Raw genomic sequence first — 21,613 nt, 5'->3', positions numbered from 1 at the left:
GCGCCCTGTTGCCGACCAGGCAGCAGCGATGCGCGTGTGTGGACGCCTGAAAACACGCTATTTGCGAGGCAACGTAATGAGTACTGTCCAAACAGATTCAACTGCCGGGATGTCCTGCGCCGCCGAGGCAACCGAGATGGCCGCCTCGACCCCGCGCCAGTGGCTGTCGGTGTTCTCCGTGGCCCTTGGCGCTTTCGCCTTTGTCACCACCGAATATCTGCCTGTCGGGGTGCTGCCGCAGATCGCCAGGGAGTTGAGCGTCTCCGACGGCACGGCCGGTCTGATGGTGACCATCCCGGGCATCATCGCCGCGCTGTCGGCACCGACCATGATGATCGGCGCAGGCAAGGTCAATCGTCGTCACCTGCTGATACTGCTGGCCATGTTGCTGGTCGCGTCCAACCTGATCAGTGCCCTGGCGCCTGATCTGCTGACCATGCTGCTCGGACGCGGATTGCTGGGGGTCGCTCTTGGCGGGTTCTGGGCGATCGCCATCGCGGCTGCCGGGCGTCTGGTGACCCCGGACAAGGCGGCCAAGGCGACAGCGATCATCTTCGCCGGCATTACCTTCGCCACCGTATTGGGCGTGCCCTTGGGCACCTTCATCAGTACGCTGCTTTCCTGGCGGGCATCGTTTCTGGCCACCGCCGCACTGGCGCTAGCGGCCCTGGCAGCGCAATTCGTCACCCTGCCTTCGCTGCAAGCCAACGAAAGCCTGCAGGTCAAGACCCTGCTGCGTTACGTGAGCAAGAACAGCACTCAGCGCAGCATCCTGCTGATGGGTCTGATCATCGCTGCGCATTTTGCCTCCTACACCTACATCGCGCCGTTTCTGGTGCAACGGGCAGGCTTCAGCGCCGGGACCATCACCCTGACCCTGCTCGGTTTCGGCCTGCTCGGCATGCTCGCCAACTTCATGGTATCGGCCAGCGTCACCCGCCATCTGCAGCTGTCTCTGGGCGCTGCCGTGGGGCTGATGTTGCTGGCCCTGGTGTCGCTGCCCTTCGTGGTCGGCAATGACCTTGGCGTCGGCGCCGCAGTGCTGGTCTGGGGCGTGGCCTACGGTGCCATCCCGCTCGCCTTGAGCACCTGGATGCAACTGACCTCGCCCAGGCTTGCCGAAGCCAGTTCGGCGATGCTGGTGACCACGTTTCAGGTCGCCATCGCCTCGGGCTCGTTGCTCGGTGGCGTCATCGTCGACGGCTACGGCATCGCCCAGACGCTGTTTTTCGGTGCGCTGCTGGGGTTGCTGGGACTGGTGGTGATGGCGACCTTCGGTTTTGGCCAGGATCGCTTGATCGAGAAGTTACAGCGTTGAGCGCGGGTGTCTGAGCGTTGCTGCGGACGTAGGAGGCGATGGACGAAAGCCCTCGCCGATCGCGGGTTCACTCGCGCCACTGGTCAAAAACGCAGCAGCGACATCTCATCTCATCTCATCGATATGGCGGTATTCAGCCTCCAGCCGGCGGGCGATCTGGTTCGCCCTGCCCAGCCTGATCGGCCCCTGCTCGATGTCGATCAGCAGGCTTGGGCAGTGGAACGGTTCGCAGACGGGCATATCCTTGACCCGGCCATCCGTCACGATCACCACCCGCTGCACTTCTGCCGGGTAGCGCTTGCGCCGTTTGACCAGCCATTCGCCAGCCTGGCTGATCGCATCGAACAACGGCGTTCCGCCACCAGCGCCCAGGGCCTGGAGCCACGGCTGCAGCGCCGCTCCGGCTTTCAGGCCGTGATGTTGCCAGTGTGCACTGGCGCCGCTGGCGGTAAGCAAGGCCAGTCGCGCGCGCTGCCGATACGCATCGTCGAACAACTGGGCGAGCAGACCCTTGGCCTGACTCAACGCCTGATGGCGACGGGTCGAGGCCGACGCGTCGACGATCACCAGCCACAGCGTTTGCGCGCGATGGGTTCTGGGCTGGTGAACCAGATCTGCACGGCGCTGAGGGCGGCCGCGCAGTAATGTCGGCAACCAGGCGACGGCACCCTCGATCCCGGAGCGCGCTGCACCGCTTTTGCCGCCATTGAGTGTGCCCGGGCGGGGGTTGGCATTCGCCCCCGTCATATGGCGAGGGCGAATGCCTAGGGCTTTTTTGGCCAGCTCGGCACGTCACGACGAGCGCCGGTGGGCACCGGCTGCGCGGGCATTTCGCCCCAACTGCCCTCGCCTTGCCCAGAGGCCTGGGGCTGCGGTTGTGTCGGATGATCGGCTGTGGCAGGTGCCGGCGGCTGCGGCGGCTGGGCTTCGCGGCGCCGGTGACGCAGGGCGAAGTCGGCCACGGCGTCGATATCGTCCTCGCAGATGGCCGACGCGCCGCGCCAGGCGGCATGGGCCCGCGCCGCACGCAACCAGACCAGATCGGCACGCAAGCCATCCACGCCGGCGGCAAAGCAGCGCTCGGTGATGATTGCCAGACTCTGGTCATCCAGTTCGATGCCCGCGAGCAAGCCGCGCGCCGTCTCGCAGCGGGCCTTCAAGGTCAATTGCTCAGGCGCCCACAACTGGCAGAACGCTTGGGGATCGGCATCAAAATCCAGTCGGCGGCGAATGATCTGTCCGCGCTGCCGGGGCAAGGTCTGCCCGCTCAGCGCGACGTTGAGGCCAAAGCGATCGAGCAGCTGCGGACGCAGTTCGCCTTCTTCCGGGTTCATGGTGCCGATCAACACGAAACGCGCCGGGTGGCGATGGGAAATACCGTCGCGCTCCACCAGATTGACCCCGCTGGCTGCAACGTCCAGTAGCAAGTCCACCAGGTGGTCAGGCAGCAGATTGACCTCGTCGACATACAGCACACCGCCATCGGCCTTGGCCAGCACGCCGGGCGAGAAGCTTGCACGCCCCTCGCCCAGCGCCGCGTCCAGGTCCAGCGTGCCGATCAGGCGCTCTTCGGTGGCGCCCAGCGGCAGGGTGACGAACTGCCCACTGGCCAGCAGATCGGCCAGGCCCCGTGCCAGGGTGGACTTGGCCATGCCACGCGGCCCTTCGATCAGCACACCGCCGATTCTCGGGTCGATAGCGGTCAGACACAGGGCCAGCTTTAGCTCGTCGGCGCCGACCACAGCGGCCAGGGGGAAATGTGGAGTGTCGGTCATATCTATTCTCGTCAATCTCGGCTCAGTCACAGATCCAGTAGCGTGCGATCACCTGTAGCCGTCCGGCTCGCCGGCGGTGGGCATCATCGGGTCCCTACCGCCGGCAAGCCGGGCTTCTACCACGGACGACGCGAGCCTCAGGATTCTTCTATATCCAGCAACAGGTTTTCCAGCGCCTCGCGGTAGCCACCGGGCTCCTGCCACAGCCCGCGTTGCTGGGCCTCGAGCATGCGCTCGGTCATGTCGCGCAAGGCATCGGGGTTGTGCTGCTGGATGAACTCCCGGGTCGAGGGGTCGAGCAGATACGCGTCAGCCAGCAACGCGTACTGGTGATCGTCGATCAACTCGGTGGTGGCATCGAAGGCGAACAGGAAGTCCACCGTCGCGGCCATTTCGAATGCACCTTTATAACCGTGGCGCTTGACCCCTTCGATCCATTTCGGGTTGGCCGCCCGCGAGCGCACCACCCGGTTCAGCTCTTCCTTGAGGCTGCGGATTTTTGGCAGGTCGGGCTGGCTGTGATCGCCATGGTAACTGGCAACCTTGCCGCCACTGAGGCTCTCCACCGCCGCCAGCATCCCGCCCTGGAACTGGTAATAGTCGTTGGAGTCGAGCAGGTCGTGCTCGCGGTTGTCCTGATTCTGCACCACCGCCTGCACCTGACTCAGGCGCCGGGCAAAGTCCTGGCGGGCAGGCGTGCCTTCATCCGCCGCGCCGTAGGCATACCCGCCCCAATTGAGGTAAACCTGGGCTAGGTCTTCGCGGGTCTGCCACACACGACCGTCGATGGCGTTCTGCACACCGGCACCGTAGGCACCAGGCTTGGCCCCGAAAATACGCCAGCCGGCCTGCTTCGTCGCTTGCTCGGCGCTCAGTCCGCCACGCTGCAACTGCTCGCGCTCCTGACGCACGCGCGCGGCCAGCGGGTTCATGTCATCGGGTTCGTCAAGCGCGGCCACCGCCTGCACCGCCGCGTCGAACAGGCGAATCAGGTTGGCGAACGCGTCACGAAAAAAGCCGGAGACCCGCAGGGTCACGTCGACCCGAGGGCGATCCAGCAGGCTCAGCGGCAGGATCTCGAAATCGTCGACCCGCTGACTGCCCGTCGCCCACACCGGGCGTACGCCCATCAGGGCCATGGCCTGGGCGATATCATCGCCACCGGTGCGCATGGTTGCGGTGCCCCAGACCGACAAGCCAAGTTGACGTAGATAGTCACCATTGTCTTGTAAGTGCCTCTCCAGCAACAGATTTGCCGATTGAAAGCCAATTCTCCAAGCGGTCATGGTCGGCAGATTTCGCACGTCCACCGAAAAGAAATTGCGCCCGGTCGGCAATACGTCCAGGCGTCCGCGGCTCGGCGCACCGCTGGGACCTGCCGGCACGAAGCGGCCACCGAGCGCATCCAGCAGGCCGCGCATTTCGGCAGGGCCACAAGCGTCCAGACGGGGAGCGACCACTTCATAAATTGAGTTAACAACATCTTCCAACCCCTTGTCGTTAAAGCAATTTGGCTTGCCTGAATGAGAAACACACTGTTCGACCAACCGGGCGGCATACAGCTCCAGACGTTCACGCGTGTCGCCGATGGTGCGCCACGGCTCGGCACTGACCTCATGCAACGCCTCAGGGCGTGGCCCGCCCCATGGCTCGCCCAGCACACAGTCCAAGGGATCGAAATCCAGCGCCAGGGCGTTGCTCAAGACCCGCAGCAAACTGGCCTGCGGCCCGCGACCATCGCCCCTGGGCACGCGCACCAGCGCCAGCAGGGTATCGATGCGCAGCCGCCCGCCTGGCGACTCACCGAACACATGCAAGCCGTCGCGAATCTGCGACTCCTTCAGGTCACACAGGTACGTGTCCAGGCGCGGCAACCAGATCGCCGCATCGGCGTCGCTGTCCAGATGCTCGTCCAGCGCCAGCTCACGATCGATGTGGGTCTCGCGGACCAGATCGAGAATATCGTTTTGCAGCTCGCGGGCGCGGCGGGGGTCGAGCAGCTGCGCTTCGTAGAACTCATCGGCCAGCAGCTCCAGATTACGCAGCGGGCCGTAGGTCTCGGCACGTGTCAGCGGCGGCATCAGATGGTCGATGATGACTGCCTGGGTGCGCCGTTTGGCCTGAGCGCCCTCGCCCGGATCATTGACGATAAAAGGATAGATGTTGGGCATAGGGCCCAGAATCGCATCCGGCCAGCACTGTTGCGACAGGCCCACGCCCTTGCCCGGCAGCCACTCCAGATTGCCGTGCTTGCCAACGTGAATCACAGCATGGGCGCCATAACGGTTGCGCAACCAGAAATAGAACGCCAGGTAGCCATGCGGCGGCACCAGATCCGGGTCGTGGTACACCGCGCTGTGATCGACGTTGTAGCCCCGGGCCGGCTGAATGCCGACAAAGGTCATGCCCAGGCGCAAGCCTGCGACCATCATCCGGCCGTTGCGGCACATCGGATCATGCTGCGGCTCGCCCCAGCGCTCGATCACCGCGCTGCGATTGGCTTCGGGCAGGGCCTGGAACGCGGCCAGGTATTCGTCCATGACCATGCTCTGGTGGCACGGCCGTTGATCGAGACTGTCGGGGTCATTGGTCACGCCACCGAGCAAGGCGTGGATCAGCTCGGTGCCGGTGCCGGGCAGCGCCTGAACCGGATATCCCTCGCCCTGCATCGCCTTGAGGATATTGAGCGCTGCCGCCGGTGTGTCCAGCCCGACCCCATTGCCGATCCGCCCATCGCGGGTCGGGTAGTTGGCGAGAATCAGCGCCACGCGTTTGTCGGCGTTGGCGGTGCGCGCCAGCAGGACCCAGCGCCGGGCCAGTTCAGCGACGAAATCCATGCGCTCGGGGTGGGCGCGATAGCAGACCACATCGGACTGACTGCGCTCGCTGTACCAGGCCAGGTCCTTGAAACTGACCGCACGGCTGATGATGCGACCATCGAGCTCCGGTAGCGCAATATGCATCGCCAGATCCCGCGAGCCAAGGCCCTGCTCGCTGGCCTGCCAGGCCGGTTCGTTGTCCTGGGCGCAGATCGCCTGAATCACCGGAATATTGCGCCGGAACGGCCGCAGATGCGGCGCCTCCGGGCTCGACTGGGCGAAGCCTGTGGTGTTGAGGATCACCTCGCACTCGGTTTCATCCAGCCAGTCCTGCACCGCGGCCAGGCAAGCAGGTTCCTTGAGGCTGGCGACGGCAATCGGCAAAGGGTTCAAGCCTTGCGCCAGCAATCGCTGACAGAACACGTCGATGAAACCGGTATTGGCCGCCTGCAAGTGCGAGCGATAGAACAGCACCGCAGCCACCGGATTGCCTTCTTGCCAATCAGCCTGCCAGTCGTTCAAGCCGGCGCTGGCCTTGCCCGGATGGTATACAGCGGTGCGTGGCAGCGTCTGCGGCTCGCCCCAGGCGTAGTCGCGATCCAGCCAGCGACTGGCCAGGCAGTGAAACAGCTGCAAGGCGTTGTGCTTGCCACCCTGGCGCAGGTAATGCCACAGCCGCTCGCGATCCTGGGCAGGCTCGGTGCTCAGATCGCTGAGTTCCGGATCGGGACGGTCGTCGCCCGGCACCAGAATCAGCTTCACGCCGCCGTTTTTTTTAGAGGCCGCCGCCAGCGCCACCAGCCGCTCGACGCCATAGCGCCAGTAGCCGATACCGCCGTGCAGCGAAATCAGGATGACCTTGGCGTGGCGCAGCACCTGGTCGACATACAGATCCACCGAAGCGTGGTTCTGCACCTGCATGGGGTTGGCCAGACGCAGACTCGGGTAATCGTCTGGCAATTGCTGCGCGGTCTCAGCCAGCAACGCCAGGTGGGAATCGCCGCTGCACAGGATCACCAGCTCGGCAGGCGTTTGCCCAAGGTCAGCGATGCTGTCATCGGGGACGAAGCCTCCGGGCTGGGTGCGCAGCAGGTGCATGGTTAACCCTTGACCTCAACGGCGGCGCGCAGCTGGGCTTCGAGGACGGCTGCGTCCAGGTCCTGACCGATCAGCACCAACTGGGTCAGGCGCTGTTCGTCAGCCTTCCAGGCGCGGTCGAAATGCTTGTCGAAGCGTGTACCGACGCCTTGCACCAGCAGGCGCATCGGCTTGCCGGGAATCGCCGCAAAACCTTTGACGCGCAAAATGCCGTGCTGCACCACTGCCTGGGTCAGGGCGTCGAGCAACAGCGCTTCGTCGGCTTGCGGCAGCGAGATGGAGATGGAATCGAAGGCGTCATGATCGTGGTCGTCGTGGTCATCGCCTTCGTGGTGATCATGGTGAGTCTTGCGCCCATCGATGTGCAGCTCGGACTCGGCACCCACGCCCAGCAGAACGCTGATCGGCAGCTGGCCTTTGCTCGCTTCAATGACTTTCACCGCCGGCGGCAGTTCTTCGGCGACTTCGGCGCGCACGGCGGCCAGTGCATCGACGTCGAGCATATCGGCCTTGTTCAGAATCACCAGGTCGGCGCTGGCCAGTTGATCAGCGAACAGTTCGTGCAGCGGCGATTCGTGATCCAGGTTCGGGTCGAGTTTACGCTGCGCATCGACCTGATCCGGGAATGCGGCGAAGGTACCGGCGAGCACCGCCGGGCTGTCGACCACGGTGATCACCGCGTCGACTGTGCAGGCGTTGCGGATTTCCGGCCATTGGAAAGCCTGGACCAGCGGCTTGGGCAGGGCCAGGCCAGAGGTTTCGATGAGGATGTGATCCAGATCGCCGCGCCGCGCGACCAGTTCCTGCATCACCGGGAAGAATTCTTCCTGCACGGTGCAACACAGGCAGCCGTTGGCCAGCTCGTAGACGCGGCCATTGGCCTCTTCTTCGGTGCAGCCGATGGTGCATTGCTTGAGGATTTCACCGTCGATGCCCAGCTCGCCGAATTCGTTGACGATCACCGCGATACGACGCCCCTGGGCGTTATCGAGCATATGCCGCAACAGGGTAGTTTTACCCGAACCCAGAAAGCCGGTGACGATGGTGACGGGAAGTTTGGCCAGTGTTTTCATCGGATGCCCTTGAGCTTTGCGGCGGGCAGACTGGACGAGAACCGCGCGGCCGCCGATCAATGACAGGCATGCGGTTCGCTTCGCCACCGGATCACCCCGCCCGGTAATAATGAGAATTGCTGAGGGCGCTGTTCGAACAGCAGGCCCGGGTCGAGGCAGGTCTCCTGGCTTACGGCGGCCAGTCGCTGAAAGGTCATCAGGCGACCGGCATTCATCGCGCCTTCCCGCTTGCGCAGTGGCTATGCAATGAACATGACCGTTTACAGTTGCGGGGGCAGCTGTGGCATGGACCACATTCCCTTCTTAGCGCCGCGCCGGTGAGAACCGGAGCAGCGAACCTCAAGTGCGCAAGGCTACGCAGTGGTCCGGGGAAGGTCAACGAGCAAAAATCTTCGGGACTGAGGCCTCGTTTAGGAATGAGCTTGCTCGCGATCAACCTGGCCAGGCGACCTGATGTGGAACGGTCGATGGCAATCGCCAGCAAGCTCACTCCTACAGGGGATGCGCAACCAGCCCCCGTTGGTTGACTGAGGTGCTGCTGCATGCTTTCCTACACACCTTGTTACGGGTGCCCTTCACAGGGTGAAACGGGAAACCGGTGCGTTCAGGCCTCAAGGCTTGTGCAAGTCCGGCGCTGCCCCCGCAACGGTAAGCGAGTGAAGAGTCAGATCCACTGTGTCGGAAAGCGATATGGGAAGGCGATTCTTGAAGGCATGTGCTGCATGTGTCCCTCGCAAGCCCGGAGACCGGCCCGACAACGACACATAACAAACCCGCGGTGGGCGGGCGCTGTTGAGTTGACTACTGACGTGGGTCAGTGGTTTTCCCTGCGCCTTCCCGTCCGCTGACATTTCAGAGGGAAGCGCCATGTCGATCAGCACAACCAGCCAGACGTCCAGCAACATCAGCACCCAGAGCCAACGCCTCAGCGCTGCCATCAGCGCGATGATCCTCGGCGCGTGCCTGGTGTATTTCGCCGGTTTCTCGCACATCGACGCCGTGCACAATGCCGCGCACGACACCCGTCACAGCTCTGCCTTTCCGTGCCACTGAGACCTGCCGCCATGTTCAAGCGTATCGCTCAAACGGCCGGTTTCACCGGACTGCTCGCCGCCCTGCTGCTGACTTTGCTGCAAAGTTTCTGGGTCGCACCGTTGATCCTGCAGGCCGAAACCTACGAGAAAGCCCCCGCCGCCCAGGCACATGAGCATGAGCATGCAGGGGCCATGGCCGGTCATGTCCATGACCAACAAGCCTGGGAGCCCGAAGACGGCTGGCAGCGCGTGCTGTCCACCACCGGCGGCAATCTGGTGGTCGCCGTGGGCTTTGCCCTGATGCTGGCGGCGCTCTACACCCTGCGCACCCCGCGCACCGTTCGTGAGGGCGCGTTGTGGGGCCTGGCCGGTCTTGCCGTGTTCGTGCTGGCACCCACTCTGGGCCTGCCCCCCGAGTTGCCGGGAACCGCTGCCGCGGACCTGACTCAACGGCAGATCTGGTGGGTCGGCACCGCAGCCTCCACCGCCGCGGGGCTTGCCCTGATCGTGTTTGCCCACAACTGGCTGCTCAAAGTCCTGGGTGTGGCGATTCTGGTGGTGCCTCATCTGGTCGGTGCGCCGCAGCCTGAAGTGCATGCCTCGCTGGCACCTGAAGCCCTGCAAGCGCAATTCAAGATCGCCTCTCTGCTGACCAACGCCGTGTTCTGGGTCGCCATGGGCCTGATCAGCGCCTGGCTGTTCCGCCGCAGCGAGGCGTCCTCGGCTCACTCCGGTCTGAACCACGCCGTATGACTGCGGCCGGCGACCGGCCGATACTGGTGATCGGCCTGGGCTGCCAACGCGACTGCCCGGCGTCGGTGCTCATGGGCTTGATCGAGGTCAGCCTGCTGGAACATCGACTGTCGCTGTCCGACATCACCGCCCTGGCCTCCATCGACAACAAATCGTCGGAGCCTGGGCTGCTGGAACTGGCGCAGCAACTGACGTTGCCGCTGACGTTTTTCAGCGCTGAGCAGCTGGCCGGCTTTGAACCGCAGTTGACCCATCGCTCAGCGATAGCGTTCGAACACACCGGCTGTTATGGCGTCGCGGAAAGCGCGGCGCTGGCGATGGCTTCGCGCTTGTCGAACCGTGCTGCCAAGCTGCTGATCCCGCGCACCAACAGCTCGCAGGTGACCTTTGCCTTGGCCGGCCACGAGCCCCTGTAGCAGTCGGCCTGCCGGCGGTGGCGATCTTGCGCACGCCTGCGCCGGCAAGCCGGACTGCTTCAGGTGCGTATTCAACCCTGACACAATGCTTGAACCTCAATAGCGTCTGGAGACCCCATGACCGTTTTTTTCATCGGTGCAGGCCCTGGCGACCCTGACCTGATCACGATCAAGGGCCAGCGTCTGATTCGCACATGCCCGGTGATCATCTATGCCGGATCGCTGGTGCCCGAGGCCGTGCTGCAGGGTCATCACGCCGTGCAGGTGACCAACAGCGCTGAACTGCATCTGGAGCAGATCATCGACTTGATGAAATCTGCTCATGCAAACGGCCAGGACGTCGCCCGCGTGCACTCGGGCGACCCCAGCCTGTACGGCGCCATCGGCGAGCAGATTCGCTGCCTGCGCCAGTTGCAAATCCCGTTCGAGATCATCCCCGGGGTGACCGCCGCAGCCGCCTGCGCCGCACTGCTCGGCACCGAACTGACCCTGCCGGACATCTCGCAGAGCGTCATCCTTACCCGCTACGCCGACAAGACCGCCATGCCCGAGGGCGAAGCGCTGGGCGACCTGGCGCGGCACAAGGCGACCATGGCGATTCATCTGGGGGTCAATCATCTGGGGAAAATCGTCGCCGAGCTGAGCCCACACTACGGCAGCGACTGCCCAATCGCCGTGGTTCACCGCGCCAGCTGGCCGGACCAGGACTGGGTGGTCGGCACGCTCGCTGACATCGAGTTTAAGGTGCAAGCCAAAGGCTTTCGCCGCACTGCGCTGATCATCGTCGGCCGGGTGCTGGGCAATGATGTGTTCAGCGAGTCATCGCTGTACCGCGCCGGGCATGCGCATGTGTTCAGGCCTTGAGTGAATCGCGCTGGTTTTAGCGCTGCCTGGCGGCAGAAGCGTTTCGCCTTCGGCGAGTGACTTTTGAAAAGCGACAAAAGTCACCAAGATTGCTTGCTCCTGGTTTGGCCTGCACCCAAGTCGCGATTTGTGGTGTCTGGACTACCGCGGATTTAGAAGCAAAAATAAAAAACAGGTGTGGGCACCGGACTTAAAACCCACACAAAACAAAAAGCCCCGAACCAGTCGGGGCTTTTCGAGTCAGGCAAAGTCGCTTAGTAGTAAGCGTTTTCTTTCTGAGTGTGGTCGGTGACGTCACGCACGCCCGACAGCTCGGGGATGCGCTCGAGCAAGGTGCGCTCGATGCCTTCCTTGAGCGTCACGTCAGCCTGGCCGCAGCCCTGACAGCCGCCACCGAACTGCAACACGGCGATGTTGGCTTGATCTTCCTCGACCACGTCGATCAGGGTGACCTGACCGCCATGGCTGGCCAGACCCGGGTTGATCTCGGTCTGCAGGTAGTAGTTGATGCGCTCGTTGATCGGGCTGTCGGCATTGACCATCGGTACTTTGGCGTTTGGCGCCTTGATGGTCAGCTGGCCGCCCATGCGGTCAGTGGCATAGTCGACCACTGCATCGTCCAGAAACGCCTCGCTGAAGGAGTCGATCCAGGCGGTGAAGCTTTTCAGGCCAATGGCCTTGTCTTCCGGTTTCTCTTCGCCCGGCTTGCAGTAGGCAATGCAGGTTTCAGCGTATTGGGTGCCAGGCTGGGTAATAAACACGCGGATGCCGATGCCGGGGGTGTTCTGCTTTTGCAGCAGATCGGCCAGGTAATCGTGGGCGGCATCGGTAATAGTAATAGCGGTCATGAAAATTCCTCGCAGACGTGGGCGCAGTTTACGCCAATCCACGGCAACTGACAAAGTCCTAGTAATTCGCTCAGGTAAAGCCGCGCCCATCAAGGGATCAGGGCAGCGCCGCTTCCCGGACCGCCCTTCTGCTGTCCAGCCAGCCTTTCATCCGTCGGTACAGGCCCTTCTCGATCCATTCGTAACTGAGCCAGGCGCCCAACGCGATCACCGGGACACACACGGCGAACGCGGCATACGGATTGACCCCATAGCGCTCGGTGACCAGCCAGCCGCAGTACAGCACCAGAACATGCAGCAAGTACACCGAATACGAACAATCGCCCATGGTTTTCAGTAGGCGACTGCCACGCATGTAGGGCTCCAGCGAAATGCACGCCACTACGATCACCGCGCTGGGGATGCCCCAATGGATAAATCGCAGGTCAGGCTGCAGTTGCTTGATGGCCAGCAATGCCGCGCCGATGGCCAGCAACGGCAGCCACAGACGTTCGGTAATCCAGCCGCGACGGTAGATGACCCCGATGCCGATGCCGAGCAGGAACTCATAAACGATGTCATTGGCATAGAATCGGCTGATCAACCCCGAGCGCCCCAGTACGTCGGTCACGGCGAACAGGGCGGCGCCGATGATCAACGGTCGCAGACGTTGCTGGAACAGGAAAACCATCGAGAACAGCACGTAGAACAACATTTCGTAGTTCAGCGTCCAGCCGACGTTCAATGTCGGGTACAGGCCATAACCGCCGGGGTTTTCCGAGGGGATGAACATCAACGACAGGATGAAGCTCTGCCAGTCGACCACCTGATGCGGCAGCAGCGGATGGGCGACCACCACCAGCAGGCCCATGACCAGGGTATAGAGCCAGTACGCAGGGACGATTCGAATGATGCGGTTGAGCATGAAACGGCTGGCGGGCATATCCTTGTCCACCGTGGACAGGTAAATCACCAGACCACTGATGACGAAGAAGATGTCGACGCCAACGGCGCCTTTTTCAGTGAAAAACCGCCCGACCGGGCCGCTTGGATGAAAATCGAAAAAAATCTGCATGAAGTGGTGACACACTACGGCCCACGCGGCGAGTGCCCGCAGGGCTTGAACCGAAATCAACATCTGCAACCTCTTGCTTACACGGATTTGACCCACGATTCGGGACCTCGAAAAGGCCGCATTTCTCGGGACGACTCACAGGCTCCGACTTGGGTTTTGCGCAAAAGGTTCGGCTGGATCGACGGGCTGCATAATGGCTGCAGGCCATGTTCTACAAGGGTTTTGCGGTTTCGCCCAGTACCTGTAGGCGTGAGCGTGTTGGCGATTCAGTTGTGTCAGGGACTCATTTTTTTCCCCGGTCCAATACCCCTGTCGCGGTCCGGCTTGCTGGCGGCAGCGACTTTGCGCGCTACCACCGGCAAGCCGGACGGCTACAGGAAAGTGGCGCAGAACTCAGAGATTCTCATACCGATTCATGTCCAGCACCCCCGCTTCCTGCGGCTCGGTCTCACGAATGTACTGGTCCAGCTCATGGAAATAGCTCCAGAACAGCGGATGGCTGCGACGCACGCCCCAGCGCTGGACGATCCGCTCGAACGCGGCCTTGTCATCCCTGGCCTGCTCCATCGCATCGACAAAGGCGTGCACGTCGCTGGCGGGAATATTGAACATGAAATTGGGGTAGCTGCTGAGCACGCCCGGGTAGATCGTCAGACTGTCCAGCCCCGGCTGATAGCGATACACCTCGCCCAGCAGGAACGCCACGTTGCTGTGCACGCGATTGCGCAGCAGGCTGTAGACGATGCGTTTGCCATTGCCGTCCTGAATGCGCAGCATCGTCGCTTCCGGCAACTGATTGATGACTTTCAAACCTGCTGCGGGACGGGAGACCAGGCGACTGAGGGTCTGCTCCACATCGCTGAACACCGGATCGAGCCCCTGGCGTGAGCAAAACGCGCCGCTGCAGCGGTTGATAGGATCCGGTGTCACATTCAGGGTTGCGGCCCGCTCGATCAACTTGCGCTCGAAATCACTCTTGGGGTCCTTCTCATCGAGCTTCATGCCGGTCGGGGTGTCGTCGTCGATGGCCTGGTAATCCAGCCACATCTTCACCTTGCCACTGTTCTGGTACCAGCTGCCGAGGATCTCGTCACGCTTGTTGGCCGGCATCAGACGCAGGAAGTTGACCTCGGCGCCGTTGCGAATCAGGTCGAAATACAGACGCGTCTGCACCTGATGCGAGACGTTGCCATAAACGTCGAAATTCACCGCCAACTGGTAATAGGTGCGCTCCAGCAGCGGGTAGTCGAACAGCCACACGCTGTTGGGCAATTCGCCGATCAGCCCCTTGTTCACCGAAGCACTGTCGAAATGCCGAAAGATCGTCAGCAAGGCGTTGTCGTTTCCGGCCCACAGGGTGGCCCAGCCTGGCGGCGGCATGTGCGCATAGGCGTCGCTGCGCAGGTCTCCGTACTCGTTGCGCCTGTCGCGGTAGTCGTGCCACACACTCAGCACGCTGCCCACATCATCGTTCTGCCCCGGCATCGCCAACAGCGGCGTGGCCTTGGCGCGATAGGCGGCATCGGTGATGTAACGGTCGTGAGCCGGCTCCTGGAACAGCGTCCAGAAGTGATCGCGGATCACGTCGGTGGCGATCTCGCCGCGGCAGACCGGGCCGCGGATGAAAGTGCGCACGAAGTATTCGGCGTTATCGAGCATGAACTGGTAACGGGCCACCGCCGGGATTTCCTTGAAGGTCTCGAACGGGTTGGCGCGGTGCTGCGGACCGTAGCCCGGCAATGCACTGGCGTGCCAGCTGCCGCTATAGAACAGCTGCTTGACCCGTGCCAGCTTCTGCGGGCCCATCGGGTAGGTGATGTGCGTCTTGTGCACGATCACGCCCTGCACCGGCAGCAGGCGGTAATAGAAGAGAGTGCCCGGATCGTCGTCGGGACGACGTGTGGCGATCAGGTCCACCGGCTGCCCGCTTGGCGTGCGCGAACGCACCCATTGAAAGAAATGCCCCGGCTCGCCATCGGTGAAGTAGATGTGCGCCAGAAACAGATGCTCGAACAGCCAGCGACCGACCAGCGCCTCGGTCGAGCCCGGACGATTGAGCAGGGTTTCCCAATCGATTATCTGCGAAGCCTCCTCGGGACTTGCCTGCAACGGCGTGCGCTCCACCGGGGCCCCGGACGCCAGCCAGCTTTGCAGAGTGTTGTACTGCACATCGGTGAGCCCGGTGACCGCCAGTGGCATGCCCTGGCCGGGGTGCGCCTTGGTATAGCCCTCGAACTCCTGCGGCAGCGGGCACATGTTCTGCCGACCGAGCCCCAACATGATGTCGTCCGGCAGCCGGGCATTGGGCACCAGTGGCGTGGCATGGCCGAACTCGAGCATCCTCGCCATCAGTGCCGCCTGGTTGCTCTGGCCGTCGAGCACTGAATAAAAGCCCTTTTTGCGCCAGGCGTCGGGACCATCGGCATCGTAGAAAATCCGCGTCGGAGCCACCGCCGTGCTGCGATCGCCCTGATACACCGGCACCTTGGACGCGCCGCGCAGTACACCTTCGCCGCTGCCCAGGTTCAGCTGACAGGCGGCATCATTGCAGGCGTGGCAGGCTACGCACTTCTCGGTGAAGATCGGCTGAATATCCCGGCTGTAGGAGATCGCGGGCGGCGGAGCGGGCGACTGCGCGAACGCTGCACCGCAAAACACTACAGCCAAGGCATTGGCGAACAAGCGATGCAACATGGAACGGACGTCCTGAAAACAAGAAACCCGCCAATTCTACCCGTGGCAAGCTGCCATCAACATGAACAGAATTCATGTAAATCTCGTAACGGTTTAAAACGGTACAGGTTTGCTATCATTTCGCACCTTTGGGCAACACCTTATTTCGCATTTCTTCATCCGGGTAATCTTCATGTCAGATCGCAGCGCGCGTCTTCAAGCACTCCAGCAGGCTCTCAAAGAGCGGATCCTGATTCTCGATGGCGGCATGGGTACCATGATCCAGAGCTATCGCCTGGAAGAAGAAGACTACCGCGGCAAGCGTTTTGCCGAATGGCCGAGCGACGTCAAGGGCAACAACGACCTGCTGATCCTCACGCGCCCGGATGTGATCGGGGCCATCGAAAAGGAATACCTGGACGCCGGCGCCGACATCCTCGAAACCAACACCTTCAACGCCACACAGGTGTCCCAGGCCGACTACGGCATGGAAGCGCTGGTGTACGAACTCAACGTCGAGGGCGCGCGCCTTGCCCGCAAGGTCGCCGACGCCAAGACCCTGGAGACCCCGGACAAGCCGCGCTTTGTCGCGGGCGTCCTGGGCCCTACCAGCCGCACCTGCTCGCTGTCGCCTGACGTCAACAACCCCGGCTATCGCAACGTCACCTTTGACGAACTGGTGGAGAACTACACCGAGGCCACCAAGGGCCTGATCGAAGGCGGTGCGGACATGATCCTCATCGAAACCATCTTCGACACCCTCAACGCCAAGGCGGCGATCTTTGCCGTGCAGGGCGTGTACGAGGAGTTGGGTTTCCAATTGCCGATCATGATCTCCGGCACCATCACCGACGCCTCGGGCCGTACCCTGTCCGGGCAGACCACCGAAGCGTTCTGGAACTCGGTGCGTCACGCCAACCCGATTTCGGTCGGCCTCAACTGCGCCTTGGGCGCCAGCGAGCTGCGGCCGTATCTGGAAGAGCTGTCGAACAAGGCGCAGACCCACGTTTCCGCCCACCCCAACGCCGGCCTGCCCAACGAATTCGGCGAATACGACGAGGCGCCGAACCAGACCGCTGCGGTCATCGAAGAATTCGCCCAGAGCGGCTTTCTGAACATTGTCGGCGGCTGCTGCGGCACCACGCCGGCGCACATCAAGGCCATCGCCAACATCGTCGCCGGCTACGCGCCACGGGTGATCCCGGACATCCCCAAGGCCTGCCGCCTGTCGGGTCTTGAGCCGTTCACCATTGATCGCAGCTCGCTGTTCGTCAACGTCGGCGAGCGCACCAACATCACCGGCTCCGCCCGTTTCGCCCGCCTGATCCGTGAAGACAACTACACCGAAGCCTTGGAAGTCGCCCTGCAACAGGTCGAAGCCGGCGCCCAGGTGATCGACATCAACATGGACGAGGGCATGCTGGACTCGAAGAAGGCCATGGTCACCTTCCTCAACCTGATCGCCGGCGAGCCGGACATTTCCCGGGTGCCGATCATGATCGACTCCTCCAAATGGGAAGTGATCGAAGCCGGCCTCAAGTGCATCCAGGGCAAGGGCATCGTCAACTCGATCAGCATGAAGGAAGGCGTGGAGCAGTTCATTCATCACGCCAGGTTGTGCAAGCGTTATGGCGCCGCCGTGGTGGTCATGGCCTTCGACGAAGCCGGTCAGGCCGACACCGAGGCGCGCAAGAAAGAAATCTGCAAACGCTCCTACGACATTCTGGTCAACGAAGTCGGCTTCCCGCCGGAAGACATCATTTTCGACCCGAACATCTTCGCCGTCGCCACCGGCATCGAGGAGCACAACAACTACGCGGTCGACTTCATCAATGCCTGCGCCTACATCCGCGACGAACTGCCCTATGCCCTGACCTCGGGCGGCGTATCCAACGTGTCGTTCTCCTTCCGTGGCAACAACCCGGTGCGCGAGGCAATTCACTCGGTGTTCCTGCTGTATGCGATCCGCAACGGCCTGACCATGGGCATCGTCAACGCCGGTCAGCTGGAGATCTACGACCAGATCCCGGCCGAACTGCGTGACGCCGTGGAAGACGTGGTGCTCAACCGCACCCCCGAAGGCACCGACGCCCTCCTCGCCATCGCCGACAAGTACAAGGGCGATGGCAGCGTCAAGGAAGCGGAAACCGAAGAGTGGCGTGGCTGGGAAGTCAACGAGCGCCTCAAGCACGCGCTGGTCAAGGGCATCACCACGCATATCGTCGAGGACACCGAGCTGTCGCGCCAATCGTTCGCCCGTCCGATCGAGGTCATCGAAGGCCCGCTGATGGCTGGCATGAACGTGGTCGGCGACCTGTTCGGCTCGGGCAAGATGTTCCTGCCGCAGGTGGTCAAGTCGGCCCGGGTGATGAAACAGGCGGTGGCGCACCTGATTCCGTTCATCGAGGAAGAAAAAGGCGACAAGCCAGAAGCCAAGGGCAAGATCCTCATGGCCACGGTCAAGGGCGACGTGCACGACATCGGCAAGAACATCGTCGGCGTGGTGCTGGGCTGTAATGGCTATGACATTGTCGATCTGGGGGTGATGGTGCCGGCCGAGAAGATCCTGCAGGTCGCCAGAGAGCAGAAGTGCGACATCATCGGCCTGTCCGGCCTGATCACTCCGTCGCTGGATGAAATGGTCCACGTTGCCCGCGAAATGCAGCGTCAGAATTTCAGCCTGCCGTTGATGATCGGTGGCGCGACCACCTCCAAGGCTCACACTGCGGTGAAGATCGAGCCCAAGTACAGCAACGATGCGGTGATCTACGTCACTGACGCTTCACGCGCCGTGGGCGTGGCCACGCAGCTGCTGTCCAAGGAACTCAAGGCCGGTTTCATCGAGAAGACCCGCGCCGAATACGTCGAAGTTCGCGAGCGCACCTCGGCCCGCAGCGCCCGCACCGAGCGTTTGAGCTACAGCGCGGCAGTCGCCAAGAAGCCGCAGTTCGACTGGGCCAGCTATCAGCCGGTCAAACCGACCTTTACCGGCGCCCGGGTGCTGGAAGACATCGACCTCAACGTGCTGGTCGATTACATCGACTGGACGCCGTTCTTCATTTCCTGGGACCTGGCCGGCAAATACCCGCGCATCCTCACCGATGAAGTGGTCGGCGAGGCGGCGACCTCGCTGTTCCAGGACGCCCAGGAACTGCTGCGCAAACTGATCGACGAGAAACTGATCCGCAGCCGCGCGGTGTTCGGCTTCTGGCCGGCCAATCAGGTCGATCATGACGACATTCAGTTGCTCGACGACCAGGGTCAGCCGTTGGCGAAGTTGCATCACCTGCGCCAGCAGATCATCAAGACCGACGGCAAGCCGAACTTCTCGCTGGCCGACTTCGTGGCCCCCGCTGGCAGCGGCGTGACCGACTATGTGGGTGGCTTCATCACCACCGCCGGCATCGGTGCCGAGGAAGTCTCCAAGGCCTATCAGGACAAGGGCGACGACTACAACGCGATCATGGTCAAGGCGCTGGCCGACCGTCTGGCCGAAGCCTGCGCCGAGTGGCTGCACCAGCAAGTGCGCAAAAACTACTGGGGCTACGCCACTGACGAGCAACTGGACAACGACGACCTGATCAAGGAGAAATACGCCGGCATCCGCCCTGCCCCCGGCTACCCGGCCTGCCCGGATCACACCGAGAAAGGCGTGCTGTTCGACCTGCTCGATCCGACCCAGGGCGACGGCAAGCCAGGCATCAGCGGGGTATTTCTCACCGAGCACTACGCGATGTTCCCGGCGGCAGCGGTCAGCGGCTGGTACTTCGCCCATCCACAGGCGCAGTACTTCGCGGTGGGCAAGGTCGACAAGGATCAGGTCGAAAGCTACAACGCCCGCAAGGGCCAGGAAATGCGCGTCACCGAGCGCTGGCTGGCGCCCAATCTGGGGTATGACGAGTAATTTGCCAGGCTGATGACACAGCATGACCTGTAGCGGTCCGGCTTGCCGGCGGTAGCGGTTTCAACCCCTACCGCCGGCAAGCCGGACGGCTACAGAGGATTACGGCTATCCTTTCTTTAGCGCGACGCATAGCGCACAGGAGGGAAGATGGACAAGCCATCCCACAGCTCACCGCAACGCCCCGACGACACCCCCAAACCGCCGACCTTCTGGCAGATGCTGCACAGCGTCATGGCAGCAGCCTTTGGCGTGCAAAGCAGCAAGAACCGCTCGCGGGACTTCAGCCACGGCAAGCCGGTGCACTTCGTGCTGATGGGGATCATTTTTACCGCGATGTTTGCCCTGGGGCTGATGGGTATCGTGCAACTGGTGCTGCATTTCGCCGTGCCTTGAGTCTGCTGCCGATCATTTCGCCCCACCGAGCCGCACAAACGGGTAGTCCACGCCCGGCGGACTGTGGCCTGCGGTGAACTGCCGGACATCGATGTCGTAGTCGTCACGCTCGTTGGCCTGCATGTAGCGCACACTGTCGCCGCGTTCCCTGATCTGCATCGCCCGCACCCGCCAGGTGCCGATCGGTTGGCGCATGTCCGCCGCGGCCAGGTCATAGTCATGCAGCAAAACCAGCGCCCAGCCTCCCAGCGTGAAGTGACCACCGACCACCACACTCAAGCGTCCTTCGTGCAACGCCTGCAAGGCCGCCGTGGAATCGTTGATGGTGCCGATCAGCACATCCTTGCCGGGCTGCTTGCCGGTCTCGCGCACCGCGTCCATCACCCCGAAGGCCATCTGATCGCTGGCCGCCCAGATCAGGCTGACGGCGGGATAACGCTTGAGCAGCACCTGGGCTTGCTCATAAGCCCGGTCGCGGCGCCAGCCACCAAGCACAATCTGCCGCAGGCGCACGCTCGGGTATTGCGCCAGGGCCCGATAAAGGCCCTTCTCACGCTGCAGGGAGACAGGGGTGCTGTTGGTGCCGGAGAACGCCAGCATTTCCAGTGGCTGACCGGCTGCCAGCGGCAGCTGCGACTCGATCAGACGCTTGGCGATCAGATAGCCGCCCTCCTCATCGTTGGCGACTACGCTACCGAGAAAGTCCGGGTAACGGCTGCGCAAGTCGCCAAGAATGCTCAGCTGGTCGGCGGTGAAGGTGTTGTTCACCGCCAGCAACTTCACTCCGCTGCCAACCGACAGGCGCAGAATTTCCGGAGCCACGTTGAGCTCGTTGGAGAACACCAGGTAATCGGGCCGATCACCCCCTTGCAGCGCCTTGCGCGCCAACCCCCCGAGCGTGCGTGTGTCGCGGTCGGTGTAGTAGATCTGCAGGCTGAGCCCGAGCCGATCCGCCGCGGCCTGCATGAACCGCGAATAGCTCGACCAATACGGGTCTGACGCCGAACCGGGATTGAGAAACACCACAGAAGCCGCGCACGCGCCACTGAGCCACAACGCACCGATGGCGAGCATGAGGCAGCCACTGAAAAACCGGACCATGGTCACCGAGCCTCATACCGAAAAAAAATCCAGCCGACCTGCATCAGGCCTGCTCATACCTTATCGGCAGCCAGCGGCTAACGTTTACCCGGTTCGGCGCATTGCGTTACTGGTGACTGACCCAGAAGACGGCAGTCCCCACGACGAGAATGATGATGAAGAAAATCGCCCAGGCATCCACATGGCTGTCGGACTTGGCAACTTTAGGGTGGTTGTTACTCATTGCATCGCCTCTTGTCAGTCTTATTGGTGATTGCAGATGAAACAGACCGCAGACGGTTGACCCCGGCCTGAGCCTGAGTAAAGTCGATGCATGTCCTTATCACAAGTGTGGTAATGAGCAGGCGATGGATTGCTTAGCACTTTCGGTTATTTGCATATACTCAAACATCACTTTTGCGCATATCCGCAAACTGGTAACCTCCCCCGGCTCCGTCAGGAGTGCGCGACCGTGCGCGCAGATTTGTTCGGCAAACTGGAAGCAGGCGAC

Annotated in this window: 15 protein-coding genes and 2 riboswitches; of the genes, 7 read left to right on the top strand and 8 right to left on the bottom strand. The window is 62.4% G+C overall.

Going from position 1 to position 21,613, the window contains the following annotated elements:
- The first annotated feature begins 76 nt into the window (after window positions 1-76).
- Window positions 77-1,318 carry an MFS transporter gene (locus ACI2KS_RS09600; protein ID WP_404619421.1) on the top strand — a complete coding sequence of 414 codons (1,242 nt, stop codon included), beginning with the start codon at window positions 77-79 and terminating at the stop codon, window positions 1,316-1,318.
- A 105-nt stretch (window positions 1,319-1,423) separates the two neighbouring features.
- Here the strand turns inward: ACI2KS_RS09600 and ACI2KS_RS09595 are convergent, their stop codons facing one another.
- The 4 genes from ACI2KS_RS09595 to cobW form a co-directional block, all read right to left on the bottom strand.
- Window positions 1,424-2,065, bottom strand: a complete 642-nt coding sequence (locus tag ACI2KS_RS09595) for a VWA domain-containing protein (RefSeq protein WP_404619419.1) — start codon at window positions 2,063-2,065, stop codon at window positions 1,424-1,426.
- A gap of 17 nt (window positions 2,066-2,082) precedes the next feature.
- Window positions 2,083-3,093, bottom strand: a complete 1,011-nt coding sequence (locus ACI2KS_RS09590) for an ATP-binding protein (RefSeq protein WP_404619417.1) — start codon at window positions 3,091-3,093, stop codon at window positions 2,083-2,085.
- Window positions 3,094-3,230: 137 nt separating this feature from the next.
- The gene (cobN, locus tag ACI2KS_RS09585; protein ID WP_404619415.1) at window positions 3,231-7,010 is read right to left on the bottom strand and encodes a cobaltochelatase subunit CobN; all 3,780 of its coding nucleotides are present in this window, start codon (window positions 7,008-7,010) and stop codon (window positions 3,231-3,233) included.
- Window positions 7,011-7,012: 2 nt separating this feature from the next.
- On the bottom strand, window positions 7,013-8,083 hold the full coding sequence (gene cobW / locus ACI2KS_RS09580) for a cobalamin biosynthesis protein CobW (protein ID WP_404619413.1): 1,071 nt from the start codon (window positions 8,081-8,083) through the stop codon (window positions 7,013-7,015).
- 136 nt (window positions 8,084-8,219) lie between these two features.
- Window positions 8,220-8,439: riboswitch (cobalamin riboswitch) on the bottom strand.
- Between the two features lie 193 nt (window positions 8,440-8,632).
- Window positions 8,633-8,853: riboswitch (cobalamin riboswitch) on the top strand.
- A gap of 97 nt (window positions 8,854-8,950) precedes the next feature.
- Here cobW and ACI2KS_RS09575 point away from each other — a divergent pair.
- The 4 genes from ACI2KS_RS09575 to cobM all read left to right on the top strand — a co-directional run bounded on the left by ACI2KS_RS09575 (window position 8,951) and on the right by cobM (window position 11,150).
- Window positions 8,951-9,136 carry a CbtB-domain containing protein gene (locus ACI2KS_RS09575; protein WP_404619411.1) on the top strand — a complete coding sequence of 62 codons (186 nt, stop codon included), beginning with the start codon at window positions 8,951-8,953 and terminating at the stop codon, window positions 9,134-9,136.
- Window positions 9,137-9,147: 11 nt separating this feature from the next.
- Window positions 9,148-9,870: a CbtA family protein gene (locus ACI2KS_RS09570; RefSeq protein ID WP_404619409.1), complete on the top strand. Its 723-nt coding sequence runs from the start codon at window positions 9,148-9,150 to the stop codon at window positions 9,868-9,870.
- Window positions 9,867-10,286 (top strand): cobalamin biosynthesis protein, encoded by a 420-nt coding sequence (locus ACI2KS_RS09565; protein WP_404619408.1) that lies wholly within the window; start codon window positions 9,867-9,869, stop codon window positions 10,284-10,286. Before ACI2KS_RS09570 ends, ACI2KS_RS09565 begins: the two co-directional genes overlap by 4 nt.
- Before the next feature lie 117 nt (window positions 10,287-10,403).
- Window positions 10,404-11,150: a precorrin-4 C(11)-methyltransferase gene (gene cobM, locus ACI2KS_RS09560; RefSeq protein WP_404619406.1), complete on the top strand. Its 747-nt coding sequence runs from the start codon at window positions 10,404-10,406 to the stop codon at window positions 11,148-11,150.
- Between the two features lie 254 nt (window positions 11,151-11,404).
- Here cobM and nfuA read toward each other — a convergent pair whose 3' ends face one another.
- From nfuA to ACI2KS_RS09545, 3 genes are all read right to left on the bottom strand, one after another.
- Window positions 11,405-11,998, bottom strand: a complete 594-nt coding sequence (gene nfuA, locus ACI2KS_RS09555) for a Fe-S biogenesis protein NfuA (protein ID WP_404619404.1) — start codon at window positions 11,996-11,998, stop codon at window positions 11,405-11,407.
- A 97-nt stretch (window positions 11,999-12,095) separates the two neighbouring features.
- Window positions 12,096-13,115, bottom strand: coding sequence for an acyltransferase family protein (locus tag ACI2KS_RS09550; protein WP_404619402.1), 1,020 nt, complete (start codon window positions 13,113-13,115; stop codon window positions 12,096-12,098).
- A 330-nt stretch (window positions 13,116-13,445) separates the two neighbouring features.
- A complete protein-coding gene (locus tag ACI2KS_RS09545) occupies window positions 13,446-15,746 on the bottom strand; it encodes a fatty acid cis/trans isomerase (protein ID WP_404619400.1) in 2,301 nt (766 codons plus the stop codon).
- A gap of 172 nt (window positions 15,747-15,918) precedes the next feature.
- On the opposite strand from ACI2KS_RS09545, the gene metH reads away from it, so the two are divergent.
- Both metH and ACI2KS_RS09535 read left to right on the top strand, forming a co-directional pair.
- Window positions 15,919-19,629, top strand: coding sequence for a methionine synthase (metH, locus tag ACI2KS_RS09540; protein WP_404619398.1), 3,711 nt, complete (start codon window positions 15,919-15,921; stop codon window positions 19,627-19,629).
- A 147-nt stretch (window positions 19,630-19,776) separates the two neighbouring features.
- Entirely contained in the window at window positions 19,777-20,022 is a 246-nt protein-coding gene (locus tag ACI2KS_RS09535; protein ID WP_404619396.1) for a DUF2970 domain-containing protein, read from the top strand.
- 12 nt (window positions 20,023-20,034) lie between these two features.
- Here ACI2KS_RS09535 and ACI2KS_RS09530 read toward each other — a convergent pair whose 3' ends face one another.
- The gene (locus ACI2KS_RS09530; RefSeq protein ID WP_404619508.1) at window positions 20,035-21,123 is read right to left on the bottom strand and encodes an ABC transporter substrate-binding protein; all 1,089 of its coding nucleotides are present in this window, start codon (window positions 21,121-21,123) and stop codon (window positions 20,035-20,037) included.
- Between the last annotated feature and the right edge of the window lie 490 nt (window positions 21,124-21,613).

This window comes from Pseudomonas sp. NPDC087358 (assembly GCF_044900785.1).
Classification (GTDB): domain Bacteria; phylum Pseudomonadota; class Gammaproteobacteria; order Pseudomonadales; family Pseudomonadaceae; genus Aquipseudomonas.
This window is presented reverse-complemented; position numbering and strand designations above follow the sequence as displayed.